The sequence below is a fragment of the Actinomycetospora sp. genome, from assembly GCF_036497585.1.
Lineage (GTDB): Bacteria > Actinomycetota > Actinomycetes > Mycobacteriales > Pseudonocardiaceae > Actinomycetospora.
The window spans coordinates 21,317-39,958 of record NZ_DASXJD010000224.1 but is presented as its reverse complement, the minus strand read 5'-3'; the positions used below and the strand labels follow the sequence as shown (position 1 = coordinate 39,958).

The 18,642-nt window shown below is 75.0% G+C and carries 22 protein-coding genes; 3 read left to right on the top strand and 19 right to left on the bottom strand.

Annotation, left to right across the window (positions count from 1 at the left end; genetic code table 11):
- Positions 1-28: 28 nt before the first annotated feature.
- The 4 genes from trpC to VGH76_RS23320 form a co-directional block, all read right to left on the bottom strand.
- Positions 29-838, bottom strand: coding sequence for an indole-3-glycerol phosphate synthase TrpC (trpC, locus tag VGH76_RS23335; protein ID WP_331559128.1), 810 nt, complete (start codon positions 836-838; stop codon positions 29-31).
- A gap of 93 nt (positions 839-931) precedes the next feature.
- Complete coding sequence (locus tag VGH76_RS23330) at positions 932-1,615, bottom strand: Trp biosynthesis-associated membrane protein (RefSeq protein WP_331559127.1); 684 nt, start codon at positions 1,613-1,615, stop codon at positions 932-934.
- Positions 1,612-3,213: an anthranilate synthase component I gene (locus VGH76_RS23325; RefSeq protein WP_331559126.1), complete on the bottom strand. Its 1,602-nt coding sequence runs from the start codon at positions 3,211-3,213 to the stop codon at positions 1,612-1,614. Before VGH76_RS23325 ends, VGH76_RS23330 begins: the two co-directional genes overlap by 4 nt.
- 38 nt (positions 3,214-3,251) lie before the next feature.
- The gene (locus VGH76_RS23320) at positions 3,252-4,214 is read right to left on the bottom strand and encodes a DMT family transporter (RefSeq protein WP_331559125.1); all 963 of its coding nucleotides are present in this window, start codon (positions 4,212-4,214) and stop codon (positions 3,252-3,254) included.
- 74 nt (positions 4,215-4,288) lie between these two features.
- Here VGH76_RS23320 and VGH76_RS23315 point away from each other — a divergent pair, with 74 nt between their 5' ends.
- Positions 4,289-5,221: a LysR family transcriptional regulator gene (locus VGH76_RS23315; RefSeq protein WP_331559123.1), complete on the top strand. Its 933-nt coding sequence runs from the start codon at positions 4,289-4,291 to the stop codon at positions 5,219-5,221.
- 39 nt (positions 5,222-5,260) lie between these two features.
- On the opposite strand, the gene VGH76_RS23310 is transcribed toward VGH76_RS23315, so the two are convergent.
- The 12 genes from VGH76_RS23310 to VGH76_RS23255 form a co-directional block, all read right to left on the bottom strand.
- Entirely contained in the window at positions 5,261-5,467 is a 207-nt protein-coding gene (locus VGH76_RS23310) for a DUF4177 domain-containing protein (protein WP_331559121.1), read from the bottom strand.
- Positions 5,468-5,567: 100 nt separating this feature from the next.
- Positions 5,568-5,933, bottom strand: a complete 366-nt coding sequence (gene hisI, locus VGH76_RS23305) for a phosphoribosyl-AMP cyclohydrolase (RefSeq protein WP_331559120.1) — start codon at positions 5,931-5,933, stop codon at positions 5,568-5,570.
- A complete protein-coding gene (hisF, locus tag VGH76_RS23300) occupies positions 5,930-6,703 on the bottom strand; it encodes an imidazole glycerol phosphate synthase subunit HisF (protein ID WP_331559119.1) in 774 nt (257 codons plus the stop codon). Before hisF ends, hisI begins: the two co-directional genes overlap by 4 nt.
- Positions 6,704-6,761: 58 nt before the next feature.
- Entirely contained in the window at positions 6,762-7,493 is a 732-nt protein-coding gene (gene priA / locus VGH76_RS23295) for a bifunctional 1-(5-phosphoribosyl)-5-((5-phosphoribosylamino)methylideneamino)imidazole-4-carboxamide isomerase/phosphoribosylanthranilate isomerase PriA (protein WP_331559118.1), read from the bottom strand.
- A gap of 189 nt (positions 7,494-7,682) precedes the next feature.
- Positions 7,683-8,963 (bottom strand): RNA polymerase sigma factor, encoded by a 1,281-nt coding sequence (locus tag VGH76_RS23290; RefSeq protein WP_331559117.1) that lies wholly within the window; start codon positions 8,961-8,963, stop codon positions 7,683-7,685.
- A gap of 8 nt (positions 8,964-8,971) precedes the next feature.
- The gene (locus VGH76_RS23285) at positions 8,972-9,409 is read right to left on the bottom strand and encodes a YciI family protein (protein WP_331559116.1); all 438 of its coding nucleotides are present in this window, start codon (positions 9,407-9,409) and stop codon (positions 8,972-8,974) included.
- Between the two features lie 29 nt (positions 9,410-9,438).
- On the bottom strand, positions 9,439-9,891 hold the full coding sequence (locus tag VGH76_RS23280; RefSeq protein WP_331559115.1) for a YciI family protein: 453 nt from the start codon (positions 9,889-9,891) through the stop codon (positions 9,439-9,441).
- A gap of 98 nt (positions 9,892-9,989) precedes the next feature.
- Positions 9,990-10,628, bottom strand: a complete 639-nt coding sequence (gene hisH, locus VGH76_RS23275; RefSeq protein WP_331559114.1) for an imidazole glycerol phosphate synthase subunit HisH — start codon at positions 10,626-10,628, stop codon at positions 9,990-9,992.
- A gap of 42 nt (positions 10,629-10,670) precedes the next feature.
- Positions 10,671-11,330, bottom strand: coding sequence for a class I SAM-dependent methyltransferase (locus tag VGH76_RS23270; RefSeq protein WP_331559113.1), 660 nt, complete (start codon positions 11,328-11,330; stop codon positions 10,671-10,673).
- A 79-nt stretch (positions 11,331-11,409) separates the two neighbouring features.
- Positions 11,410-11,577, bottom strand: a complete 168-nt coding sequence (locus VGH76_RS23265) for a hypothetical protein (protein WP_331559112.1) — start codon at positions 11,575-11,577, stop codon at positions 11,410-11,412.
- Entirely contained in the window at positions 11,574-12,182 is a 609-nt protein-coding gene (gene hisB, locus VGH76_RS23260; protein ID WP_331559111.1) for an imidazoleglycerol-phosphate dehydratase HisB, read from the bottom strand. Before hisB ends, VGH76_RS23265 begins: the two co-directional genes overlap by 4 nt.
- Positions 12,183-12,245: 63 nt before the next feature.
- A complete protein-coding gene (locus VGH76_RS23255) occupies positions 12,246-13,799 on the bottom strand; it encodes a bifunctional NAD(P)/FAD-dependent oxidoreductase/class I SAM-dependent methyltransferase (RefSeq protein ID WP_331559110.1) in 1,554 nt (517 codons plus the stop codon).
- A 58-nt stretch (positions 13,800-13,857) separates the two neighbouring features.
- Here VGH76_RS23255 and VGH76_RS23250 point away from each other — a divergent pair, with 58 nt between their 5' ends.
- Entirely contained in the window at positions 13,858-14,436 is a 579-nt protein-coding gene (locus tag VGH76_RS23250; RefSeq protein WP_331559109.1) for an XRE family transcriptional regulator, read from the top strand.
- Here VGH76_RS23250 and VGH76_RS23245 read toward each other — a convergent pair.
- Complete coding sequence (locus VGH76_RS23245; RefSeq protein WP_331559108.1) at positions 14,433-15,572, bottom strand: histidinol-phosphate transaminase; 1,140 nt, start codon at positions 15,570-15,572, stop codon at positions 14,433-14,435. The two genes, VGH76_RS23250 and VGH76_RS23245, sit on opposite strands and share 4 nt — an antisense overlap.
- A complete protein-coding gene (hisD, locus tag VGH76_RS23240; RefSeq protein WP_331559221.1) occupies positions 15,569-16,912 on the bottom strand; it encodes a histidinol dehydrogenase in 1,344 nt (447 codons plus the stop codon). Before hisD ends, VGH76_RS23245 begins: the two co-directional genes overlap by 4 nt.
- 113 nt (positions 16,913-17,025) lie before the next feature.
- Here hisD and VGH76_RS23235 point away from each other — a divergent pair, with 113 nt between their 5' ends.
- Positions 17,026-17,616: an NAD(P)H-dependent oxidoreductase gene (locus VGH76_RS23235; protein ID WP_331559107.1), complete on the top strand. Its 591-nt coding sequence runs from the start codon at positions 17,026-17,028 to the stop codon at positions 17,614-17,616.
- Positions 17,617-17,675: 59 nt separating this feature from the next.
- Here VGH76_RS23235 and VGH76_RS23230 read toward each other — a convergent pair whose 3' ends face one another.
- Entirely contained in the window at positions 17,676-18,530 is an 855-nt protein-coding gene (locus VGH76_RS23230; protein WP_331559106.1) for a GH12 family glycosyl hydrolase domain-containing protein, read from the bottom strand.
- Positions 18,531-18,642 lie beyond the last annotated feature (112 nt).

Genomic DNA, 18,642 nt, shown 5'->3' with positions numbered 1-18,642 from the left:
GCGCGGGTCCTTCTCGGGTGCCGGGCGGTCAGCGGGAGGGCTTCGGGCACGCCGGGTGCGAGCCCGCCGTCACCAGCTGGCGCACCGCGGCGCGGGGGTCCTCGGCGGTGGCCATCGACTCCCCGACGAGCACCGCGTCGGCGCCGAGGCCCGCGTACGTCATGAGGTCGCCCGGCCCGCGCACGCCGGACTCGGCCACGCGCAGCACCTCGCCGGGCAGGCCCGGGGCGAGCCGGCTGAAGACGGTGCGGTCGACCTCGAGGGTGCGCAGGTCGCGGGCGTTGATGCCGATGAGCTTCGCGCCGGCCTGCAGCGCCATGTCGGCCTCGACCTCGTCGTGGATCTCGACGAGGGCGGTCATGCCGAGGGAGTGCACGCGGTCGACCAGCGCGTCGAGGGCGTTCTGCTCGAGCACGGAGCACATCAGCAGCACGAGGTCCGCGCCGTGGGCCCGGGCCTCGTGCACCTGGTAGGTCCCGACGACGAAGTCCTTGCGCAGCACGGGGATGTCGACCGCGGCGCGGACCTCGTCGAGGTCGGTCAGCGACCCCTCGAAGAGCCGCTGCTCGGTGAGGACGCTGATCACCCGCGCGCCGCCCTCGACGTACTGGCGGGCGAGCTTCGCCGGGTCGGGGATGTCGACCATGTGGCCCCGCGACGGCGAGGCCCGCTTGACCTCCGCGATGACGCCGATGCCCTGCCCCTGCAGCGCGGCGAGCGCGTCCTTGGGGGGCGGCACCGCGGCCGCGGCGGCCTTGACCTGATCGAACGGGACGGCGGCCTCGCGGTCGGCGAGGTCGGCACGGACCCCCTCGAGGATCTTTTCCAGGACGCTCACGCGGCTGCTGCCCCCGTTCCTCGGGCGATCGTCGGTCGTGCTCACCGGGCCCCCGGAACCCGGCCCGGTCCCGTGGGCCGAGTTCGCTCCATGTTAACCCCGGCCCCCCTCGGCCCGGTCCGGTGCCCTCCCCGGCGGGGGACCGTACGGGCCCGGACCACCGGCTCCCCGGGGCTCGTCCCGGGCCGGTGAGGCAGTCGGATCCTCCCCGGCGTCGAGAGCCTCCCAGAGGCTGCGCTCGTCGTCGGCGGGGCGGGTGCTCGGCCGTCCGCCGGGGGCGTCGTAGCGCGCGCCGAGCCGGGGCATGACCGACCCCCGTGCCGCGACGAGCACGCCGACGCCCAGCAGGAGCACGCCGCCCAGCGCGGCCAGCAGGGGCCACGCCACCGTGACCTGGACCCCGAGCGCGCGGCCCGCCTGCCGGGCCGGCGCGGGCAGCTGCGACGGGGCGGGCGCGGCGAGTCCGGACACCGCCCGCAGCAGCGCCCACAGCCCGGCCACCCCCACCACGACGCCGACCGCGCGCCGGCCCCAGCCCGACGTCGCGAACAGCCCGCCGATCGCGGCGAGCGCGAGCAGCGCCCACGGCACGAGCACGGGCTCGGCGTCGGCGCCGACCACCGTCGTCACGACCCGGCCGCGCAGCGGCACGTCCCAGGTCGCGGTCAGCCACGTGCCGCGGGAGGCGCCCCAGAGCGCCACCGCGGCGAGCACGAGCCCGACGACGGCGAGGCCCAGCAGCCGCGGCCCGGGGCGGCGCGGGGCCGGCCCGCTCACGGCACCCCCCGCTCCGGGTCAGCGACCGACTCCGGCGGCGCGAGGGTGCCCGCGGTCGCGACGGCGGCGAGCACCGCCCGGGCCTTGTTGGATGCCTCGGTGTCCTCCGCGACCGGGTCGGAGTCGGCGACGATCCCGCCGCCCGCCTGTACGTGGGCGACGCCGTCGCGCAGCAGGCCGGTGCGGATGGCGATCGCGGTGTCGGCGTCCCCGGCGAAGTCGAGGTAGCCGACGATCCCGCCGTAGAGCCCCCGCCGAGTCGGTTCCAGCTCCTCGATGATCTCCATCGCCTTGGGCTTCGGCGCGCCGGAGAGCGTGCCCGCGGGGAAGCAGGCCGTGACGGCGTCGAAGGCGGTGCGGCCCTCGGCGAGCCGCCCGGACACCGTCGAGACGAGGTGCATGACGTGGCTGTAGCGCTCGATGTCGAAGAAGCGGTGCACCTTCACCGTCCCCGGGGCGCAGACCCGCCCGAGGTCGTTGCGCCCGAGGTCGACGAGCATGAGGTGCTCGGCGCGCTCCTTCTCGTCGGCCAGGAGGTCCTTCTCGAGCAGGACGTCCTCCTCGGCGTCGGCGCCCCGCCAGCGGGTCCCGGCGATGGGGTGCGTGGTGGCCACGCCGTCGCGGACCGTCACGAGGGCCTCGGGCGAGGAGCCGACGATCTCGAAGGGCTGGTCCTCGGCGTCGGCGAGGCGCAGCAGGTACATGTAGGGGCTGGGATTGGTGGCCCGCAGCACGCGGTAGACGTCGAGGGCGTCGGCCGCGGTCTCGGACTCGAAGCGCTGGCTGACGACCACCTGGAACGCGTCGCCCGCGCGGATCCGCTCCTTAGCGGCCTCCACCGCCGCGAGGTAGCGGTCCCGGTCGAAGCGGCGCCGGACGTCGGGCGAGCGCCCGGCCAGCGGGTCGTACGAGGCGACGGTGGAGGCGGCGGGGGCGCCGAGCTCGCCGGTCATCCGGTCGAGCCGGGCCAGCGCGTCGTCGTACGCCGCGTCGGCCCGCTCCGGGCTGTCGTCCCAGTTCACGGCGTTCGCGATGAGCGTGACGGTGCCCTCGTGGTGGTCGAGCACCGCGAGGTCGGTGGCCAGCAGCATGACCAGTTCGGGGATCGCGAGGTCGTCCTCCGCGTGCTCGGGCAGGCGCTCGAGGCGCCGCACCGCGTCGTACCCCACGTACCCGACGAGCCCGCCGGTGAGCGGCGGCAGGCCCGGCAGCGGCTCGGTGCGCAGCCGTTCCAGCGTCTCGCGCAGCGCGACCAGCGGGTCGGCCGTGGCGTCGTCCCCGGTGCCCGGCAGGCCGACCGGCGGGGTGCCCGTCCAGTGCGCCCGTCCGCCGCGCTCGGTGAGCGCCGCCGCGCTGTGCGCCCCGATGAAGGAGAACCGGGACCAGGACTCGCCGTGGGCGGCCGACTCGAGCAGGAACGTCCCGGTCCGGCGGCCCGCGAGCTTGCGGTAGATCCCCAGCGGCGTCTCGTCGTCGGCCAGGAGCCGGCGCACCACCGGGATGACGCGGTGGTGCACGGCGAGCTCGTGGAAGCGCGCGCGGTCGGGGAACACCGTCCCGAGGCTGATCGGCTGGTCGGTCACGGACACGCCGCCCATTGTGGACGCTCCCACCGACAGTCTGGTCCGGCGGCCTCTCAGGAGGCCACGGCCTCCTCCGGCGAGGGCTCGGCCCGCCGCCGGGCCGCGAACGCCACGGCCACGATGACGACGACGCAGCCCACCAGCTGCCACGCGGACGGGAACTGGCCGAGCACGAGCATCCCGAGCAGCACCGCGCCGACCGGCTGGAGCAGCAGGATCGACGCGCCGGTCGAGGACGGGAGCCGCGCCATGCCGCCGGCGATGAGCACCCATCCCATGCACTGGCCGATCAGGGCGAGCAGCGCGAGCCAGCCGAGCGCCTCCCAGCCGGGGGTGAGGTCGACGCCCTCCCACAGCGTGCCGAGCACGAACGAGCTGACCGCGGCCGCCGCCGTCGCGAGCGCGACCGGCCCGGCCTTCTCCCCCGGCGCCGAGCCGAGCCGCAAGAGCAGCAGGTACCCCGCGTAGGCGACGGCGGCGAGGAGGGCGAGCACGGTCCCGAGCACCGGGTGGGCGGCGCCCGCGCCCCCGTCCGCGAGCCCCCCGGCGAGCGCGACGCCCCCGAGCATCACCGGCACGGCCAGGAGGAACGAGGGCCGCACCCGCTCGCCGATCACGAGGAACGCCAGCAGCGGCAGGATCACGACCTGGACGTTGACCAGCACCGTCGAGACCCCGGCCCCGACGGCGTGGATGGCGCCGGTCCACAGCGTCATGTCCAGCCCGAGCAGGATGCCGCCCGCCACGATCAACCAGGGCCGGCCGCGGGGCACCTCGTCGCCCACCATCGCGCGCACCCGCCGTCGACGACGCCGTTCCAGCAGACCCATCGGGACGAGCACGGGGAGCCCGAGCAGGCAGCGGAACACGGTCGCGGTGCCCGGCGAGGTGCCCGAGAGCGCGATGAGGATCGGCGACAGTGCGATGCACAGGCTGCCCGCGACCGCCAGCAGCCTGGGGTCGACGGGGCCGCGACGGGTGGTGGTCGGCGTGGCGGTCGAGGCGGACGTCGTCACGCCCTCCAGCGTGCGACCGCTGATCGTTCAGGACCAGCGACACTTTCTCGCCGCGAACGGTTAGCTTCTCTGATGTGTTCGGGACCGGGCGCCTCCAGGCGCTGCACGCCGTCGCCAGCCACCGCACCGTCGGGAAGGCGGCCGCGAGCCTGCACCTCACGCCGTCGGCCGTCTCGCAGCAGCTCGCCGCGCTCGAGCGCGAGGCCGGCGCGGCGCTCACCGAGCCCGCGGGGCGCGGCATCCGGCTGACCCCGGCTGGGCTCGTGCTCGCCGAGCACGCCGCGGCCGTCCTCGACCGCCTCGCCACCGCGCGCCGCGACCTCGACCGGCTCGACGACGACGTCGTGGGCCCGCTGCGGATCGGGGCCATCCCGACGACAGTGCACGCGCTGGCGCCGGCGAGCCTCGCCCGGCTGCGGGCGGCGCACCCGGACCTCGTGGTCCTGCTCTCCGACGGCGAGGCCGAGCAGACCCTCCCCGCGCTGGTCAACGGGGACCTGGACCTCGCCGTCGTCGAGAACTGGGACGGCCTCCCGGCCCCGGTGCCCGCCAGGACGAGCCGCACCCGGCTCTGCGACGACATCCTGGACCTCGCGCTCCCCCGCGAGCACCCGTTGGCGGCGTCGGGCTCGGTGGCGCTGTCCGACCTGGTCGGTGCCGACCTCACCTGGGTCGCCGACACCAGCAGCACCCGGGCCCACGACTGGCTGGTGGAGCGCCTCCGGCGCGAGGGCGTCGAGCCCCGCGTCACCTGCCTGGTCTGCGGCTTCGCGATCCACCTGGAGCTGGTGGCGGGCGCCGGGCTCGCGGCGACGATCCCCCGGCTCGCCCGCCCCGCGATCCCGGCCGGGGTGCGGATGGTGGCCACCGACCCGGTGCTCTCGCGCACCGTCGACGCGGTGTGGCGCACCGACCGCGAGACCCCGGCCGTGCGGGCCGCGGTGCGGGCCCTCCGGGCCACGGCCGACGCCCGGAACCCGCCACGTCACGCCCCCGGGACCCCGTAGCCGCCGGTCGGGGCAGCGGTGTAGCGGGTCCCGTGCTGCTCAGCCACGAGGTCGCTCGAACGTGACGAGCACGCCGTCCACGCCACCGGGACCGATGCGGCCCTTCACCTCGACCCCGGTGATGGCCTTGAGCTGCCAGCCCTGCCCCGCGTGCTCGTTGAGGACCTTCTCCAGCTTGTTGCCGGACATCTTCCCGCCCATCAGGCCCTCGCGGAGCTCGACCACCTTGTACTCGTACGACGCCATGCGACCTCCTCGTCCCGGTTCCTGCCCCCGACGGTGCCGGAACCCGGTGGTGAGGCGGCGTCCGGGTTCGTCCGCCGACCACGCCTCGTGGCGGTCCGGCTCACGGCGCCCCGTCCGCGGTGATCAGCACGTCGCCGTCGAAGCAGGTGTGGTCCCCGGTGTGACAGGCGGCGCCCTGCTGGTCGACCAGCACCAGCAGGGTGTCGCCGTCGCAGTCCAGCCGGACCTCGCGGATGGCCTGGGTGTCGCCGCTGGTGGCGCCCTTGATCCAGAGCTCCTGCCGCGAGCGCGACCAGTAGGTGGCCTCGCGGGTGGCGAGCGTGCGGGCGAGGGCCTCGTCGGACATCCACGCGACCATGAGGACCTCGCGGGTGTCGTACTGCTGCACCACCGCGCAGACCAGGCCGTCGGGGGTGCGCTTGAGCCGGGCGGCGACGGCCGGGTCCAGGACGGGGACGGTGGTCACCGGACCTCCACCCCCGACTCGCGCAGCGCGTCCTTGACCTCGCCGATCCGCATGATCCCGAAGTGGAACACGGACGCGGCGAGCACCGCGTCGGCCCCCGCCTCGACGGCCGGGGCGAAGTGCTCGACGGCCCCCGCGCCCCCGCTGGCGATCACCGGGACGTCGACGAGCGCCCGGACCTGGCGGAGCATCTCCAGGTCGAAGCCGTTCTTCGTGCCGTCGGCGTCCATCGAGTTGAGCAGGATCTCCCCGACGCCGAGCTCGGCGCCGCGCTGCGCCCACTCCAGCGCGTCGATGCCGGTGCCGCGCCGGCCGCCGTGGGTGGTCACCTCGAACCCGGACGGCGTGGGCTGCTGGTCGGCGGGCACCCGCCGCGCGTCCACCGAGAGCACGATGCACTGCGAGCCGAACCGGCGGCTGGACTCGGAGAGGAACTCCGGGCGCGCGATGGCCGCGGTGTTGATCCCGACCTTGTCCGCGCCGGCACGCAGCAGCTTGTTGATGTCGTCGTTGGTTCGCACGCCGCCGCCGACGGTCAGCGGGATGAACACCTGCTCGGCGGTGCGCCGGACGACGTCGTAGGTGGTCTCGCGCTCGCCGGAGGACGCGCTGACGTCGAGGAAGGTGAGCTCGTCGGCCCCCTCGGCGTCGTAGAGCCGGGCCATCTCCACGGGGTCGCCCGCGTCGCGCAGGTCGACGAAGTTGACGCCCTTGACCACCCGGCCGGCGTCGACGTCCAGGCAGGGGATCACGCGGACGGCCACACCCATGGCGATCAGCCTAGGCCTGCGGCCATGTGAGCGGATGTGGTCGTCCCGACGACCACATTCACGCACATGCGCGCAGCGCTTCGGGCAGGGTGAACGCCCCCGCGTAGAGCGCCTTGCCGATGATCGCGCCCTCCACCCCGGCCGGGGCGAGCGCGGCGAGGGCCCGCACGTCGTCCAGGGTCGCGACGCCGCCGCTCGCGACGACGGGTGCCTCGGTCCGCTCGCACACCGCGGCGAGCAGGTCGGTGTTCGGGCCGGTCAGGGTGCCGTCGCGGCCGACGTCGGTCACGACGTAGCGGGCGCAGCCCTCGGCGTCGAGCCGGGCGAGGACCTCCCACAGGTCGCCGCCGTCGGAGACCCAGCCGCGCGCCGCGAGCCGGTGCTCGCCGTCGCGGATCTTGACGTCGAGGCCCACGGCCACCCGGTCACCGAACTCCGCGATCGACTTCGCGCACCACACCGGGTCCTCGAGCGCCGCGGTGCCGATGTTCACCCGGGCGCACCCGGTGTCCAGGGCGCGGCGCAGCGAGTCGTCGTCGCGGATGCCGCCGGAGAGCTCGACCTTGATCGGGACGCTGTCGACGAGCGAGGCCAGCAGCGCCGCGTTCGAGCCGCGCCGGAACGCCGCATCGAGGTCGACGAGGTGGATCCACTCGGCGCCGTCGTCGACCCAGGCGCGGGCGGCGTCCAGCGGGTCGCCGTAGCCGGTCTCGGTCCCGGCCTCGCCCTGGACCAGGCGGACGGCCTGGCCGTCGACGACGTCCACGGCGGGCAGCAGGTCGAAGCTCACGGATGGTCACCCTAGATGGCTGGGTGACCGGCGCCGTCCTCGCGTCGGACGCCAGGAACGTGCCGTTGCTGCCATCGGTGTCGGGATGGGTCGGCGCCGCACCCGTGGGTGACCGGCGCCGTCCTCGCGTCGGACGCCAGGAACGTGCCGTTGCTGCCGTCGGGGGCGGGGTGGGAAGCGCGGGCCGGCTCACCCCCGACCGAGGGCGGCCTCCCGCAGGTCCTCCAGCCGGCGGCGCAGCAGCGCCCGCTCGGCCTCGTTGGACGCCAGGCCGGCCGCCCGCTCCAGCTCGACGGCCGCCTCGTCGCGCCGCCCGAGCCGGGTGAGCAGGTCGGCCCGCACCGCCGGGAGCAGGTGGTAGCGGGCGAGGGCCGGCTCGTCGCGCAGCGCGTCGACGAGCGCCAGCGCCGCCTCGGGCCCCTCGGCCCGCCCGACGACGACGGCGCGGTTCAGCTCCACGACCGGCGACGGGGTGACGACGGCGAGCTCGGCGTAGAGCGCGGCCATCGCCGCCCAGTCGGTGTCCTCGACCGAGCCGGCCCGCGCGTGGCAGGCGGCGATCCCGGCCTGCAGGGTGTAGTGGTCCCGACGACGGGTGCCGGTCTCCGCCTCCGCGCGCGCCAGTCCGGCGAGCCCGCGGCCCACGAGCAGGTGATCCCACCGCCCGCGGTCCTGCTCGGCGAGCAGCACCGGCTCGCCGTCGGGACCCACCCGCGCCCGCAGCCGGGAGGCCTGCAGCTCCATCAGTGCGAGAAGGCCGTGGACCTCGGGGCGCTCCGGCAGCAGCGCCACCAGCCGCCGGCCGAGGCGCATGGCCTCGTCGCAGAGGTCGGCACGGACCCAGTCGGCGCCGGTGGTCGCCGCGTAGCCCTCGTTGAAGACCAGGTAGACGACCTCGAGCACCGCGCCCAGCCGGCCCTCGAGCTCCGCCCCCGCCGGGATATCGAGGTCGACGTTCGCCGCGGAGAGCCGCTTCTTGGCCCGCGAGATCCGCTGGCCGACCGTGGTGGAGGCGACCAGCAGGGCGCGGGCGATCTCGTCGGTGGTGAGGCCCCCGAAGAGCCGCAGCGTCAGGGCCACCCGGGACTCCCGCGCGAGCACCGGATGGCAGGTGGCGAACAGCAGCGCGAGGACGTCGTCGCCGACCGCCCGGACCGGGTCGGCCACCACGTCCGCGGTATCGGGCGACGACACGGAGCCCTCCATGTGCCCGACCTGCTCGGCCTTGCGCGCGAACGTCTGCTCCCGCCGGACCAGGTCGATCGCCCGACGCCGGGCGGTGGCGGCCAGCCAGGCCCCCGGGTTGTCCGGGACCCCGTCGGCCGGCCACTGCTCGAGCGCCGCCACCAGCGCGTCGTGGGCGAGCTCCTCGGCGCGGCCGACGTCGCGCACCACCCGCGCGACGCCGGCCACGATCCGCGCCGACTCGGCCCGCCACACCGCGTCGAGGACGACGTAGGCGGCGGTCATCTCCCGGGTCAGCCGCCGTGCTGCTGCGCGGCGCGCTCCCGGAGCTGCGCCTCCTGCTCGAGCACGCCCTCCGGCGCGATGCCCTCGAAGTCCTCGGCCTCGGTGACCCGCCGCACCTCGATGCGCTCCCCCTGCCGGAACGGCGCGCGGCGCGCCCAGGAGACGGCCTCGTCCAGCGAGTCGACCTGGAGGATCCAGAACCCGCCGATGAGCTCGCGGGCCTCGGTGAACGGGCCGTCACTCACGGTGGGCCCGTCGCCCTCCCCCTCGCCGAAGGTGAGGACGGCGCCCTGCGAGCTGGGGGCGAGGCCCTCGCCCGCGAGCAGCACCCCGGCGTCGACCATCGCCGTGTTGAAGCGGCCCATCTCCTCGAACATCGCCGGGTCGGGCGGCGTCGCCAACGCCGTGGCCTCGTCGTACTTCAGGACCAGCATGTACCGCGCCATGATCGCGTCTCCCCCTCGTCGGGCCGGCCTCAGGACCCGGCCTGCTCGTACTGCGCTGCACGCTCGGCGACCCGGGCCCGCAGCGCGGCCTCGGCGTCGAGCACCTCCGCCGGCGCGATCCCCTCGAACTCGCGCATGTCGGGGACCCGCCGCACCTCCAACCGCACCCCGGGGCCGATCGGGCAGCGGCGCGCCCACTGCTCGGCCTCGGCGCGCGTGGCCACGTCGAGGATCCAGAACCCCGCGACCAGCTCGCGGGCCTCGGCGAACGGACCGTCGGTGACCGTCGGCGTCTCGCCGTCGTGGGTGACCTCGAACCCCTCCGACGACGGTGCCAGCCCCTCGGCGGCGAGCAGCACGCCGGCCTCGACGAGGGCGGTGTTGTAGCGGCCCATCGCCTCGAAGACCTCCTCCGGCGGCGGACCGTCGGCCGCGCCGACGTTCATCGTCTCCGGGGCCTGCATGATCATCATGTAACGCATCGGACCCTCCCGAGTCTCGGGGCCGGGGCTCGTCCCCGGCCGTCACCAGCGCGTCGAACGGGGTCGGCGGCCTTCGACACCGGCGTGGGGAAAATTCTCTAGAGGCTCTCGAGCCAGTTGACCAGCAGGCGCCGCCCGGCCTCCCCCGACTTCTCGGGATGGAACTGGGTGGCCGCGAGCGGCCCGTCCTCGACGGCCGCCACGAAGTCCTCGCCGTGGTGGGCGTAGGTGACCTTGGCCGGGAGGAACGGCCGGCCGCGGTCCAGTTCCCAGCGGCGCGCGGCGAAGGAGTGCACGAAGTAGAAGCGCTCGTCGTCGGGCAGGCCGGCGAAGAGCACCGAGTCGGCCGGGGCCCGCACGGTGTTCCAGCCCATGTGCGGGAGCACGTCGGCCTGCAGCTTCTCGACGGTGCCGGGCCACTGGCCCGCGCCGTCGGCCTCCTCCCCGAACTCGACGCCGCGCTCGAAGAGGACCTGCATCCCCACGCAGATCCCGAGCACCGGCCGCCCGCCGGCGAGGCGCTGCTCGACGATCCGCTCGCCGCCGACGGCCCGCAGGCCCGCGGCGCAGGCTGCGAAGGCGCCGACGCCGGGCACCACGAGCCCGTCGGCCTCGCGGGCGGCGCGCGAGTCGGCGGTGACCTCGACCTTCGCGCCGGCGCGCTCGAGCGCGCGCTCGGCGGAGCGCAGGTTGCCCGAGCCGTAGTCGAGCACGACGACCGAAGGGGTTCCCGGCATACCACCCACGCTACCGAGCCCGGTCCGCGCCGCGGCCGGGTGTCAGCGCGGCCCGCGCACCTGCGAGGACGCGACGACCTCGAGGACGACGACGGCGTGGCACTCCCCCGTCGAGGGGTGCAGCGGCTCCTCGGAGATCTCGGTCACCCGCACCACCTCCCGTCGGGCGAGATGCTCGAGGTGCCGCTCGGTCTCGGGGCGGCGCTGCGCACCGACGGTCAGGACGAGGTGCCCGCCGCGGTGGACCACCCGCGCGAACTCGACGAGCGCCGAGCGCGGCAGGTGCCCGGGTTCGAAGGCGTTCACGCAGGTCACGACCCCGAACTTGTCGCCGGCGCCGGGCAGGCGCTGGGAGAGGTCCGCCGGTCCCAGATCGTGGTAGGCGCCGCGGGCGCGGGCCCGGGTCAGCATCCGCGGCGAGACGTCGAGGCCGTCGATCGAGGTGAATCCGTGCCGGGCGAGCGCCGCCCCGACGAGTCCGGTGCCGCAGGCGGCGTCGAGGACGTCGGTGGTGGGGTCGGCGAGCCGGGCCACGACGTCGGCGACGATCCCGGGCAGCGGGTAGTCCTCCCCGCCCGGCCCGGTGAGGTCGGCGTCGTAGGTCGGGGCCCAGGCGTCGTAGAGCGCGCGGGCCTCGGCGGCGCAGGTGAGGGCACGTGCCCGCGCCGTCCACGTCGTCGCCACGCCCTGTTGCTCCGTCACCACCACTCCCGAGGCCGGTCGCCACCGTGGTTCCCCGCCGGGCCCGGCTCAATCGTGGCCACCGGACGGCCCTGGCCGGTCAGGTGGGGAGCAGCCGCAGGACCGCCGCCGCGACGGCCAGGGCGGCGAGCAGGGCGAGCAGCACCGCCGGGATCCAGCGCCGGGCGCGCCCGAAGGAGATCACCCCGCCGATGAGGAACCCGGCGACCAGCAGCAGCCCGAGCGCGAGGAGCTCGGTCCCGCTCACGACTCGAGGACGCCCTTGGTCGACGCGGTGCCACCCGCGAGCCGCGCGTCGGTCTCGGTGGCGGCGCGCAGCGCCCGCGCGAGCGCCTTGTACTCGGCCTCGGTGATGTGGTGCGGGTCGCGGCCGCCGGTCACGCGCACGTGCAGGGCGATGCCGGCGTGGAATGCGATCGACTCGAAGACGTGCCGGTTGAGCACCGTCGGGTAGTTCCCGCCGACGACGAAGCCGGCCATGCTCTCCGGCTCCCCGGTGTGCACGCAGTAGGGCCGCCCGGAGACGTCGACGACGGCCTGCGCCAGGGCCTCGTCCATCGGGATCCAGGCGTCGCCGAAGCGCCGGATGCCCGACTTGTCGCCGAGGGCCTGGCGCAGCGTCTGGCCGAGCACGATCGCGACGTCCTCGACGGTGTGGTGGGCGTCGATCTCGACGTCCCCGCTGGCCCGGACGACGAGGTCGAACGAGGAGTGCTTGCCGAGCGCGGTGAGCATGTGGTCGAAGAACGGGACCCCGGTGGCGACCTCGGTCTGCCCGCTCCCGTCGAGGTCGATCTCGACGAGGACGCTCGACTCCTTGGTCACGCGCTCCACGCGTCCGGCCCGGCTCATGGTGGTCATCGTAGGTGCCTCCGGCATGTGAGCACTTTCTGGTGCTATGGCCCGGGAAAGTGCTCACATGCGCTTGCGCACCTCAAGGATCTCGTCGGTGATCGTCGCCTCCTGGCCGTCGGGGCCGGTGGCGGTGCGCTCGGGGGACGCGGAGCGCACGACCTCCCAGACGGCGTCGTCGAGGGCCAGCGAGGCCAGCACCTCGTCGGCCGTCGGCATCCGCAACGACGGGTCCCACGACCACGGCGCCAGCCGGCCGTGCCCGACGACGAGGAGCGTCCCGCCCGGCGCGACCGCCTCCGCGGCGCGGCGCAGGATCGTCGTCCGGGGGAAGTCGGGGCTCGGCGAGTGCAGGTACTGCGCGCTGACGAGGTCGAAGCTCCCCTCGGGGAAGGTCTCGGTGAGGTCGTGGCGCTCGGTGGTCACCGGGAGATCGCCGGCCCGCTGGGCGATGCGGTCGCACGCGGTCTGCGCGACGTCGACCGCGGTCACCTTCCAGCCCCGGCCCGCGAGCAAGAACGCGTCGCCGCCCTCTCCGGCGCCGAGGTCGAGCGCGGTGCCCGGGTCGAGGTCGGCCGCGGTGGCGGCGAGGACCGTGTTGGCGCGCCCGCTCCACACCTGGTCGCGCTCGGCGTAGAAGCGCTCCCAGAACGCCGGGCTGCCGTCGCGACGGGCCATGACGGCGAGGCGGCCGTCCTCGGCGACCAGGTCGGCGTTGAGCTGGGCCGCGGTCTTCGTCCCGGCCGCGGCCGAGGCGATCACGGTGCCCGACACGTCGGTCGCGTTCCCGACGGCCCAGACGCCCGGAACCGCGGTCTCGCCGCGCGCGTCGACCTCGATCACCTCCCCGAGCAGCGTCTCCCCCATCCGCTGCTCGGTCGGGATGACGCCGAGGATCGTCGCCACCTCGGCGCGGGCGCGGACCACGGTGGGCACCAACAGGGCGTCGAGCGCGATCACGGTGCCGTCGGCCAGTCGGACCCCGCGCAGCGCGTCGTCGGCCACCTCGACCGCCGCCACCGCGCCCCCCACGACCTCGACGCCGCGGGCGCCCAGCTCGTCGGCGGCGGGGCGCTCGGGGACGAACGCACCGTTGAGCAGGAGCACGACGTCGTCGGTGAGCTGGCGCATCAGCCCGACGTGGTGCAGCGCCATCGGGCTCGTCGCGAGCACCCCGACCCGCTGGTCCCGCACCTCCCAGCCGTGGCAATACGGGCAGTGCAGGACGTCACGGCCCCAGCGCTCCCGCAGGCCCGCGACGTCGGGGAGCTCGTCGGTCACCCCGGTCGCGAGGACCACGCGCCGGGTGCGCACCTCCGCGCCGTCGTCCAGCCCCAGCACGAAGCCGCCCTCGTCGGCCCGCGAGGCCGTCACGACCCGGCCGGCCCGCACCACCCCGCCGTACCCCTCCACCTCGGCCCGCCCGGTCGCGGTCAGCTCGGCCGGCGGGGTGCCTTCGCGCCCGAGGTAGTTGTGCACCCCGTCCGCCGGCGCGTTCCGCGGCTCCCCGGCGTCGACCACCAGCACCCGTCGTCGGGACCGTGCCAGGGTCAGGGCCGTCGCCAGCCCGCCCGCGCCGCCACCGACCACCACCACGTCCCACGTCTGCTCGCTCATGCCGCGAGCCTGCGCCCCGGCCGTCGCATCTGGCAAAGTTCTTTGCTACAACAGCAAGATGGACGACTTCGCGACGGTGCTCGACGGCGTCGGCCCCCGGCTCCGGGCTCTGCGCACCGCCCGCTCCCTCACCCTCACCGACCTCGCGGAATCGACCGGCATCTCGCTGTCGACGCTGTCGCGGCTCGAGTCGGGCGGACGCAAGCCGACCCTGGAGCTGCTGCTCCCCCTCGCCCGGGCCTTCCAGGTCGCGCTCGACGAGCTCGTCGACGCCCCGCCCACCGGCGACCCGCGGGTCCGGATGCCGTCGTTCGTCCGCGGCGGCGCCACGTTCGTGCCGCTCACCCGCCGCCCGGGCGGGGTGCAGGCGTTCAAACAGATCCTGCCGGCCGGCTACCCGCAGCGGGAGGTCGAGCCGCAGACCCACGAGGGCTACGAGTGGATGTACGTGCTCTCCGGGAAGGTCCGGCTGCGCCTCGGCGACCAGGAGACCGTCCTGCTGCCCGGCGAGGTGGTGGAGTTCGACACCCACCTGCCCCACGCGGTCACCAATCCCTTCCACGAGCCCGCCGAGATCCTCAACCTCTTCGGCCCGCAGGGCGAGCGGGCCCACGTGCGGACCCGCTCCGGCTCCTAGCGCAGCGCGGCCGACACCGCGAGGAACCGGTCGTTCTCCTCGGGGGTCCCGACGGTGGCCCGCAGGTGCCCCGGGATCCCGACGTCGCGGACGAGCACGCCCTCGTCGAGGTAGGCCTGCCACACCGCGTGCGCGTCGGCGAACCTCTCCGGGAACCCGCCGTAGAGCAGGAAGTTCGCCGTGCTCGGGACGACGGCGTAGCCCATCCCGTCGAGCGCCGCGGCGATGCGGTCCCGCTCCTTGGACAGCGTGTCGACCAGGGCCAGCGTCTCGTCGGCGTGGCGCAGCGCGGCCAGCGCGGCCGCCTGGGTCAGCGCTGAGAGGTGGTAGGGCAGCCGCACGAGCATGAGGGCGTCGACGACGGCGGGCGCGGCCGCCAGGTAGCCCAGCCGGCCGCCGGCGAACGCGAACGCCTTCGACATCGTGCGGCTCACGACCAGCTTGTGGCCGTGGGTCTCGAGCAGCTCGCACGCGGAGGGGCCCGACGAGAACTCCACGTAGGCCTCGTCGACGACGACGAGCCCCGGTGCGGCGTCGGCGATCGCGGCCAGCTCGGCGAGCTCGATCGACTGGCCGGTCGGGTTGTTCGGGGTGGTGACGAAGAGGACGTCGGGGCGGCGCTCCCGGACGACGTCGACCGCGGCGGCGGCGTCCAGCGAGAAGTCGTCGCGCCGGGGCGCCGGCACCCAGTCGGTGCGGGTGCCCGCGGCGAGGATCGGGTGCATCGAGTAGCTCGGCTCGAAGCCCAGCGCGAGCCGACCGGGCCCGCCGAAGGCCTGCAGGAGCTGCTGGAGCACCTCGTTGGACCCGTTGGCCGCCCACAGGTTCTCCGCCGCGAGCGGCACCCCGGTGGCGCGGGTGAGGTAGTCGGCCAGCGCCGTGCGCAGCGCGACGTGGTCGCGGTCCGGGTAGCGGTGCAGCGTCGCGGCGGCCTCGCGGGTGGCGGCGGCGACGTCGTCGACCAGCGCGGGCGGCGGCGGGAACGGGTTCTCGTTGGTGTTGAGCGCGACCGGGACCCGCAGCTGGGGCGCGCCGTAGGGGCTGCGGCCGCGGAGGTCGTCGCGCAGCGGCAGGTCGTCGAGGGCGACGCCCGCGCCGATCGACGCCCGGGCCGGCCCGGCGGCGGCGTCGCTCATGCGCCGGTCCCCGGGTAGGTGCGCCGGGTGCCGAACCGGGCAGCGACCGCCTGACCGTGCGCCGGCAGGTCCTCGGCCTCGGCGAGCGCGACGACGCGGTCGGCCACCTCGCGCAGCGCGTCGGCCGAGTAGTCGACGACGTGGATGCCGCGCAGGAACGTCTGCACCGACAGCCCGCTGGAGTGCCGGGCGCACCCGCCCGTGGGCAGCACGTGGTTGGACCCGGCGCAGTAGTCGCCGAGCGACACCGGGCTGTGCGGCCCGACGAAGATCGCGCCGGCGTTGCGGACCCGCGCCGCCACCGCGGCCGCGTCCGCCGTCTGGATCTCCAGGTGCTCGGCGGCGTAGGCGTCGACCACCCGCACCCCGGCGTCGAGGTCGGCCACCAGGATCGTCCCGGACTGCGGGCCCGCGAGCGCGGTGCGGATCCGCTCGTCGTGCTTCGTCGTGCCGACCTGGGTGGTCAGTTCGGCGTCGACCGCGTCGGCGAGCCCGGGGCTCGTCGTCACCAGCACCGAGGCGGCCGCCGGGTCGTGTTCGGCCTGGCTGACGAGGTCGGCCGCGACGTGCACCGGGTCGGCCGTGGCGTCCGCGAGGACGGCGATCTCGGTGGTGCCGGCCTCGGAGTCGATGCCGATGCGCCCGCGCAGGCTGCGCTTGGCCGCGGTGACGTAGACGTTGCCGGGGCCGGTGACCATGTCGACCGGCTCGAGCTCGGCGCCGTCCGTGTCCACGCCGCCGTACGCCAGCAGCGCGACGGCCTGTGCCCCGCCGACGGCCCACACCTCGTCGACGTCCAGCAAGGCGGCCGCCGCGAGGACCAGCGGGTGCGGCCGCCCGCCGAACTCCCGCTGCGGGGGCGAGCACACGACGAGCCCCTCGACCCCGGCGGCCTGCGCCGGGACCACGTTCATGACCACGCTGGACGGGTAGACGGCCAGCCCGCCCGGTGCGTACAGCCCGACGCGGGACACCGGGACCCACCGCTCGGTGACGGTGCCGCCCGGGACCACCTGCGTGGTGGTGTCGGTGCGCCGCTGGTCGGCGTGCACGGCGCGGGCGCGCTCGATCGCGGTCTCCAGCGCGGCGCGCACCTGGGGGTCGACGCCGTCGAGGGCCTCGCGCAGCGCCGTCGTGGGCACCCGGACCGACTCCGAGCGCACGCCGTCGAAGCGCTCGCCGTACTCCAGGACCGCCTCGACCCCGCGGTCGCGCACCGCGTCGAGGATCGGCCGGACCTTCTCGACGACCGCGTCGACGTCCATCTCCGCGCGCGGCAGCATCGCGCGCAGCGCGGCGGGTCCGGGGACGCCGCCGCGCAGGTCGGATCGCGTGAGCAGGGGTGTCGTCTCGGCCACGGGAACCAGCCTAAACGGGCCCCCCGACAGCGCAGGGCGCCGAGCGGGGGCACGATGGTTGTGGCAACAACCGTTCTCTGCGATCCGAGGAACCCATGACGGAGCCCGCACGCCGCCCGCTGCTGCAGATCATCGTCGCGAGCACGCGACCGGGACGGGTCGGCGAGCCGATCGCGCGGTGGTTCAGCGAGTACACCCGCGAGTACGAGGCCTTCGACGTCGAGATCGTCGACCTCGCCGAGGTCGACCTGCCGATGTTCGCGGAGCCGGAGCACCCGCGGTTCGGCCGCTACTCGCTGGACTCGACGAAGGCCTTCAGCGCGACGATCGCCCGCGCGGACGCCTTCGCGATCGTCCACCCCGAGTACAACCACAGCTACAACGCCGCCCTGAAGAACGCCCTCGACCACCTGAACGCCGAGTGGGCGCGCAAGCCGGTGACGCTGATCGGCTACGGCGGCGTCGCCGCGGGCGCCCGGGCCGCCGAGGCGCTGCTCCCGGTGCTGGTGGCGCTCCAGATGGTGGTCGCCGGCACCGTGCCGATCCCCTTCGCGGGCCAGCGCGTCTCCGGCGAGGGCGAGGCACGGACGTTCGATCCGGCTCCGGAGACCGAGGCCGGCGCGAAGGCCGCGCTCGACGGGCTCGCCTCGTGGCTGGAGATCCTCGGTCTGCGCGGTTCGCGCTGACGCGCGTGTGCGTGCGTTTCCGTGTCTGAACACGGAAACGCACGCACGAGGGCGTAGCCCTAAGCGCCGTTCCGCGTCACCGAGAACGAGTTGGTGCGCAGCCCGGTGCCGCCCGTCCACGGCTCGAACCCGGCCTGCACGCTCGTCAGGTACCAGCTGGACTTGACGACGCCACGCAGCATCGCGTCCCGCGTGAAGAGCTCGATCGGCAGGTTGCTCACCGACGTCGTCGCGGTCTTGCGGACGTAGGAGATGACGGGGAGGTCGGTCTTGCCGTACCAGACCGTCCAGGTGGTCCCGCCGATGTTCACGTCGTAGTAGGGCTTGCCGATGGGCTGGACCCACGAGGTGCGGTTGAGCCAGATCATCATCTCGGCGCCGGTGTTGCGGCCGGTGTTGGTCTTCGTCGGGTCGAACCAGATGTCGTAGGCGGTGTTGTACTGCTGGGTGCCGCCCGCCGTCGGGCCCTTCGTCGACCAGGACGACCGGACGGTGCCGAGCGAGGAGACCTGGGCCGGGAACGGCGAGGCGGCCGTGCAGTAGCCGTAGTTGCAGCCGCGCAGGATCGACGGGTAGGCGGCCGGGCCCTTGTTGTTCACGTGCTGGGCGACGTCGACCGAGAAGCCGGTGTCGAACGGCGTGATGCACTGCGTCGTGGTGGCGCCCCAGCGGTCGTTCTGCACGAGGTACTTGCCGCCCGCGACGGGCGCCGACCCGAACTGGTCGCAGATCTGCGCGGGCGCCGCGGCCGGAGCCGTCGCCGCCGAGCCCACCGCGTTCCCCACCAGCACCGTGCCCAGTGTGACCGTCGCCGCCAGTCCGGCCGCGATCAGGTAGCGCGCGCGGCGGGTCGCGCGAGCGGCCGCCCGCCGCACCGCGGCCCGTCCCCCGACGACACGTGTCTGGTCCGTCATGATCTCGTCGTTCCCCCCGTGACCTGCGCCGGGGCGGAGCGCCGCGGCGGTTCGGTCCCTTCTCGTGGGGGGTCACGGAGTCGTTACCGCGCCCGGCGGAAAGTCACTCCGT

Excerpts from the sequence above, each read along its gene's own strand:
- VGH76_RS23245 (WP_331559108.1), bottom strand. The coding sequence starts at position 15,572 with ATGAGCGACGCCGCCGCCGGGCCGGCCCGGGCGTCGATCGGCGCGGGC.
- VGH76_RS23230 (WP_331559106.1), bottom strand. The coding sequence starts at position 18,530 with ATGACGGACCAGACACGTGTCGTCGGGGGACGGGCCGCGGTGCGGCGG.
- VGH76_RS23255 (WP_331559110.1), bottom strand. The coding sequence starts at position 13,799 with ATGAGCGAGCAGACGTGGGACGTGGTGGTGGTCGGTGGCGGCGCGGGC.
- VGH76_RS23235 (WP_331559107.1), top strand. The coding sequence starts at position 17,026 with ATGACGGAGCCCGCACGCCGCCCGCTGCTGCAGATCATCGTCGCGAGC.
- VGH76_RS23285 (WP_331559116.1), bottom strand. The coding sequence starts at position 9,409 with ATGGCGCGGTACATGCTGGTCCTGAAGTACGACGAGGCCACGGCGTTG.
- VGH76_RS23290 (WP_331559117.1), bottom strand. The coding sequence starts at position 8,963 with ATGACCGCCGCCTACGTCGTCCTCGACGCGGTGTGGCGGGCCGAGTCG.
- hisH (WP_331559114.1), bottom strand. The coding sequence starts at position 10,628 with ATGCCGGGAACCCCTTCGGTCGTCGTGCTCGACTACGGCTCGGGCAAC.
- hisB (WP_331559111.1), bottom strand. The coding sequence starts at position 12,182 with ATGAGCCGGGCCGGACGCGTGGAGCGCGTGACCAAGGAGTCGAGCGTC.
- VGH76_RS23310 (WP_331559121.1), bottom strand. The coding sequence starts at position 5,467 with ATGGCGTCGTACGAGTACAAGGTGGTCGAGCTCCGCGAGGGCCTGATG.
- hisF (WP_331559119.1), bottom strand. The coding sequence starts at position 6,703 with ATGGGTGTGGCCGTCCGCGTGATCCCCTGCCTGGACGTCGACGCCGGC.
- VGH76_RS23325 (WP_331559126.1), bottom strand. The coding sequence starts at position 3,213 with ATGGGCGGCGTGTCCGTGACCGACCAGCCGATCAGCCTCGGGACGGTG.
- VGH76_RS23250 (WP_331559109.1), top strand. The coding sequence starts at position 13,858 with ATGGACGACTTCGCGACGGTGCTCGACGGCGTCGGCCCCCGGCTCCGG.
- VGH76_RS23280 (WP_331559115.1), bottom strand. The coding sequence starts at position 9,891 with ATGCGTTACATGATGATCATGCAGGCCCCGGAGACGATGAACGTCGGC.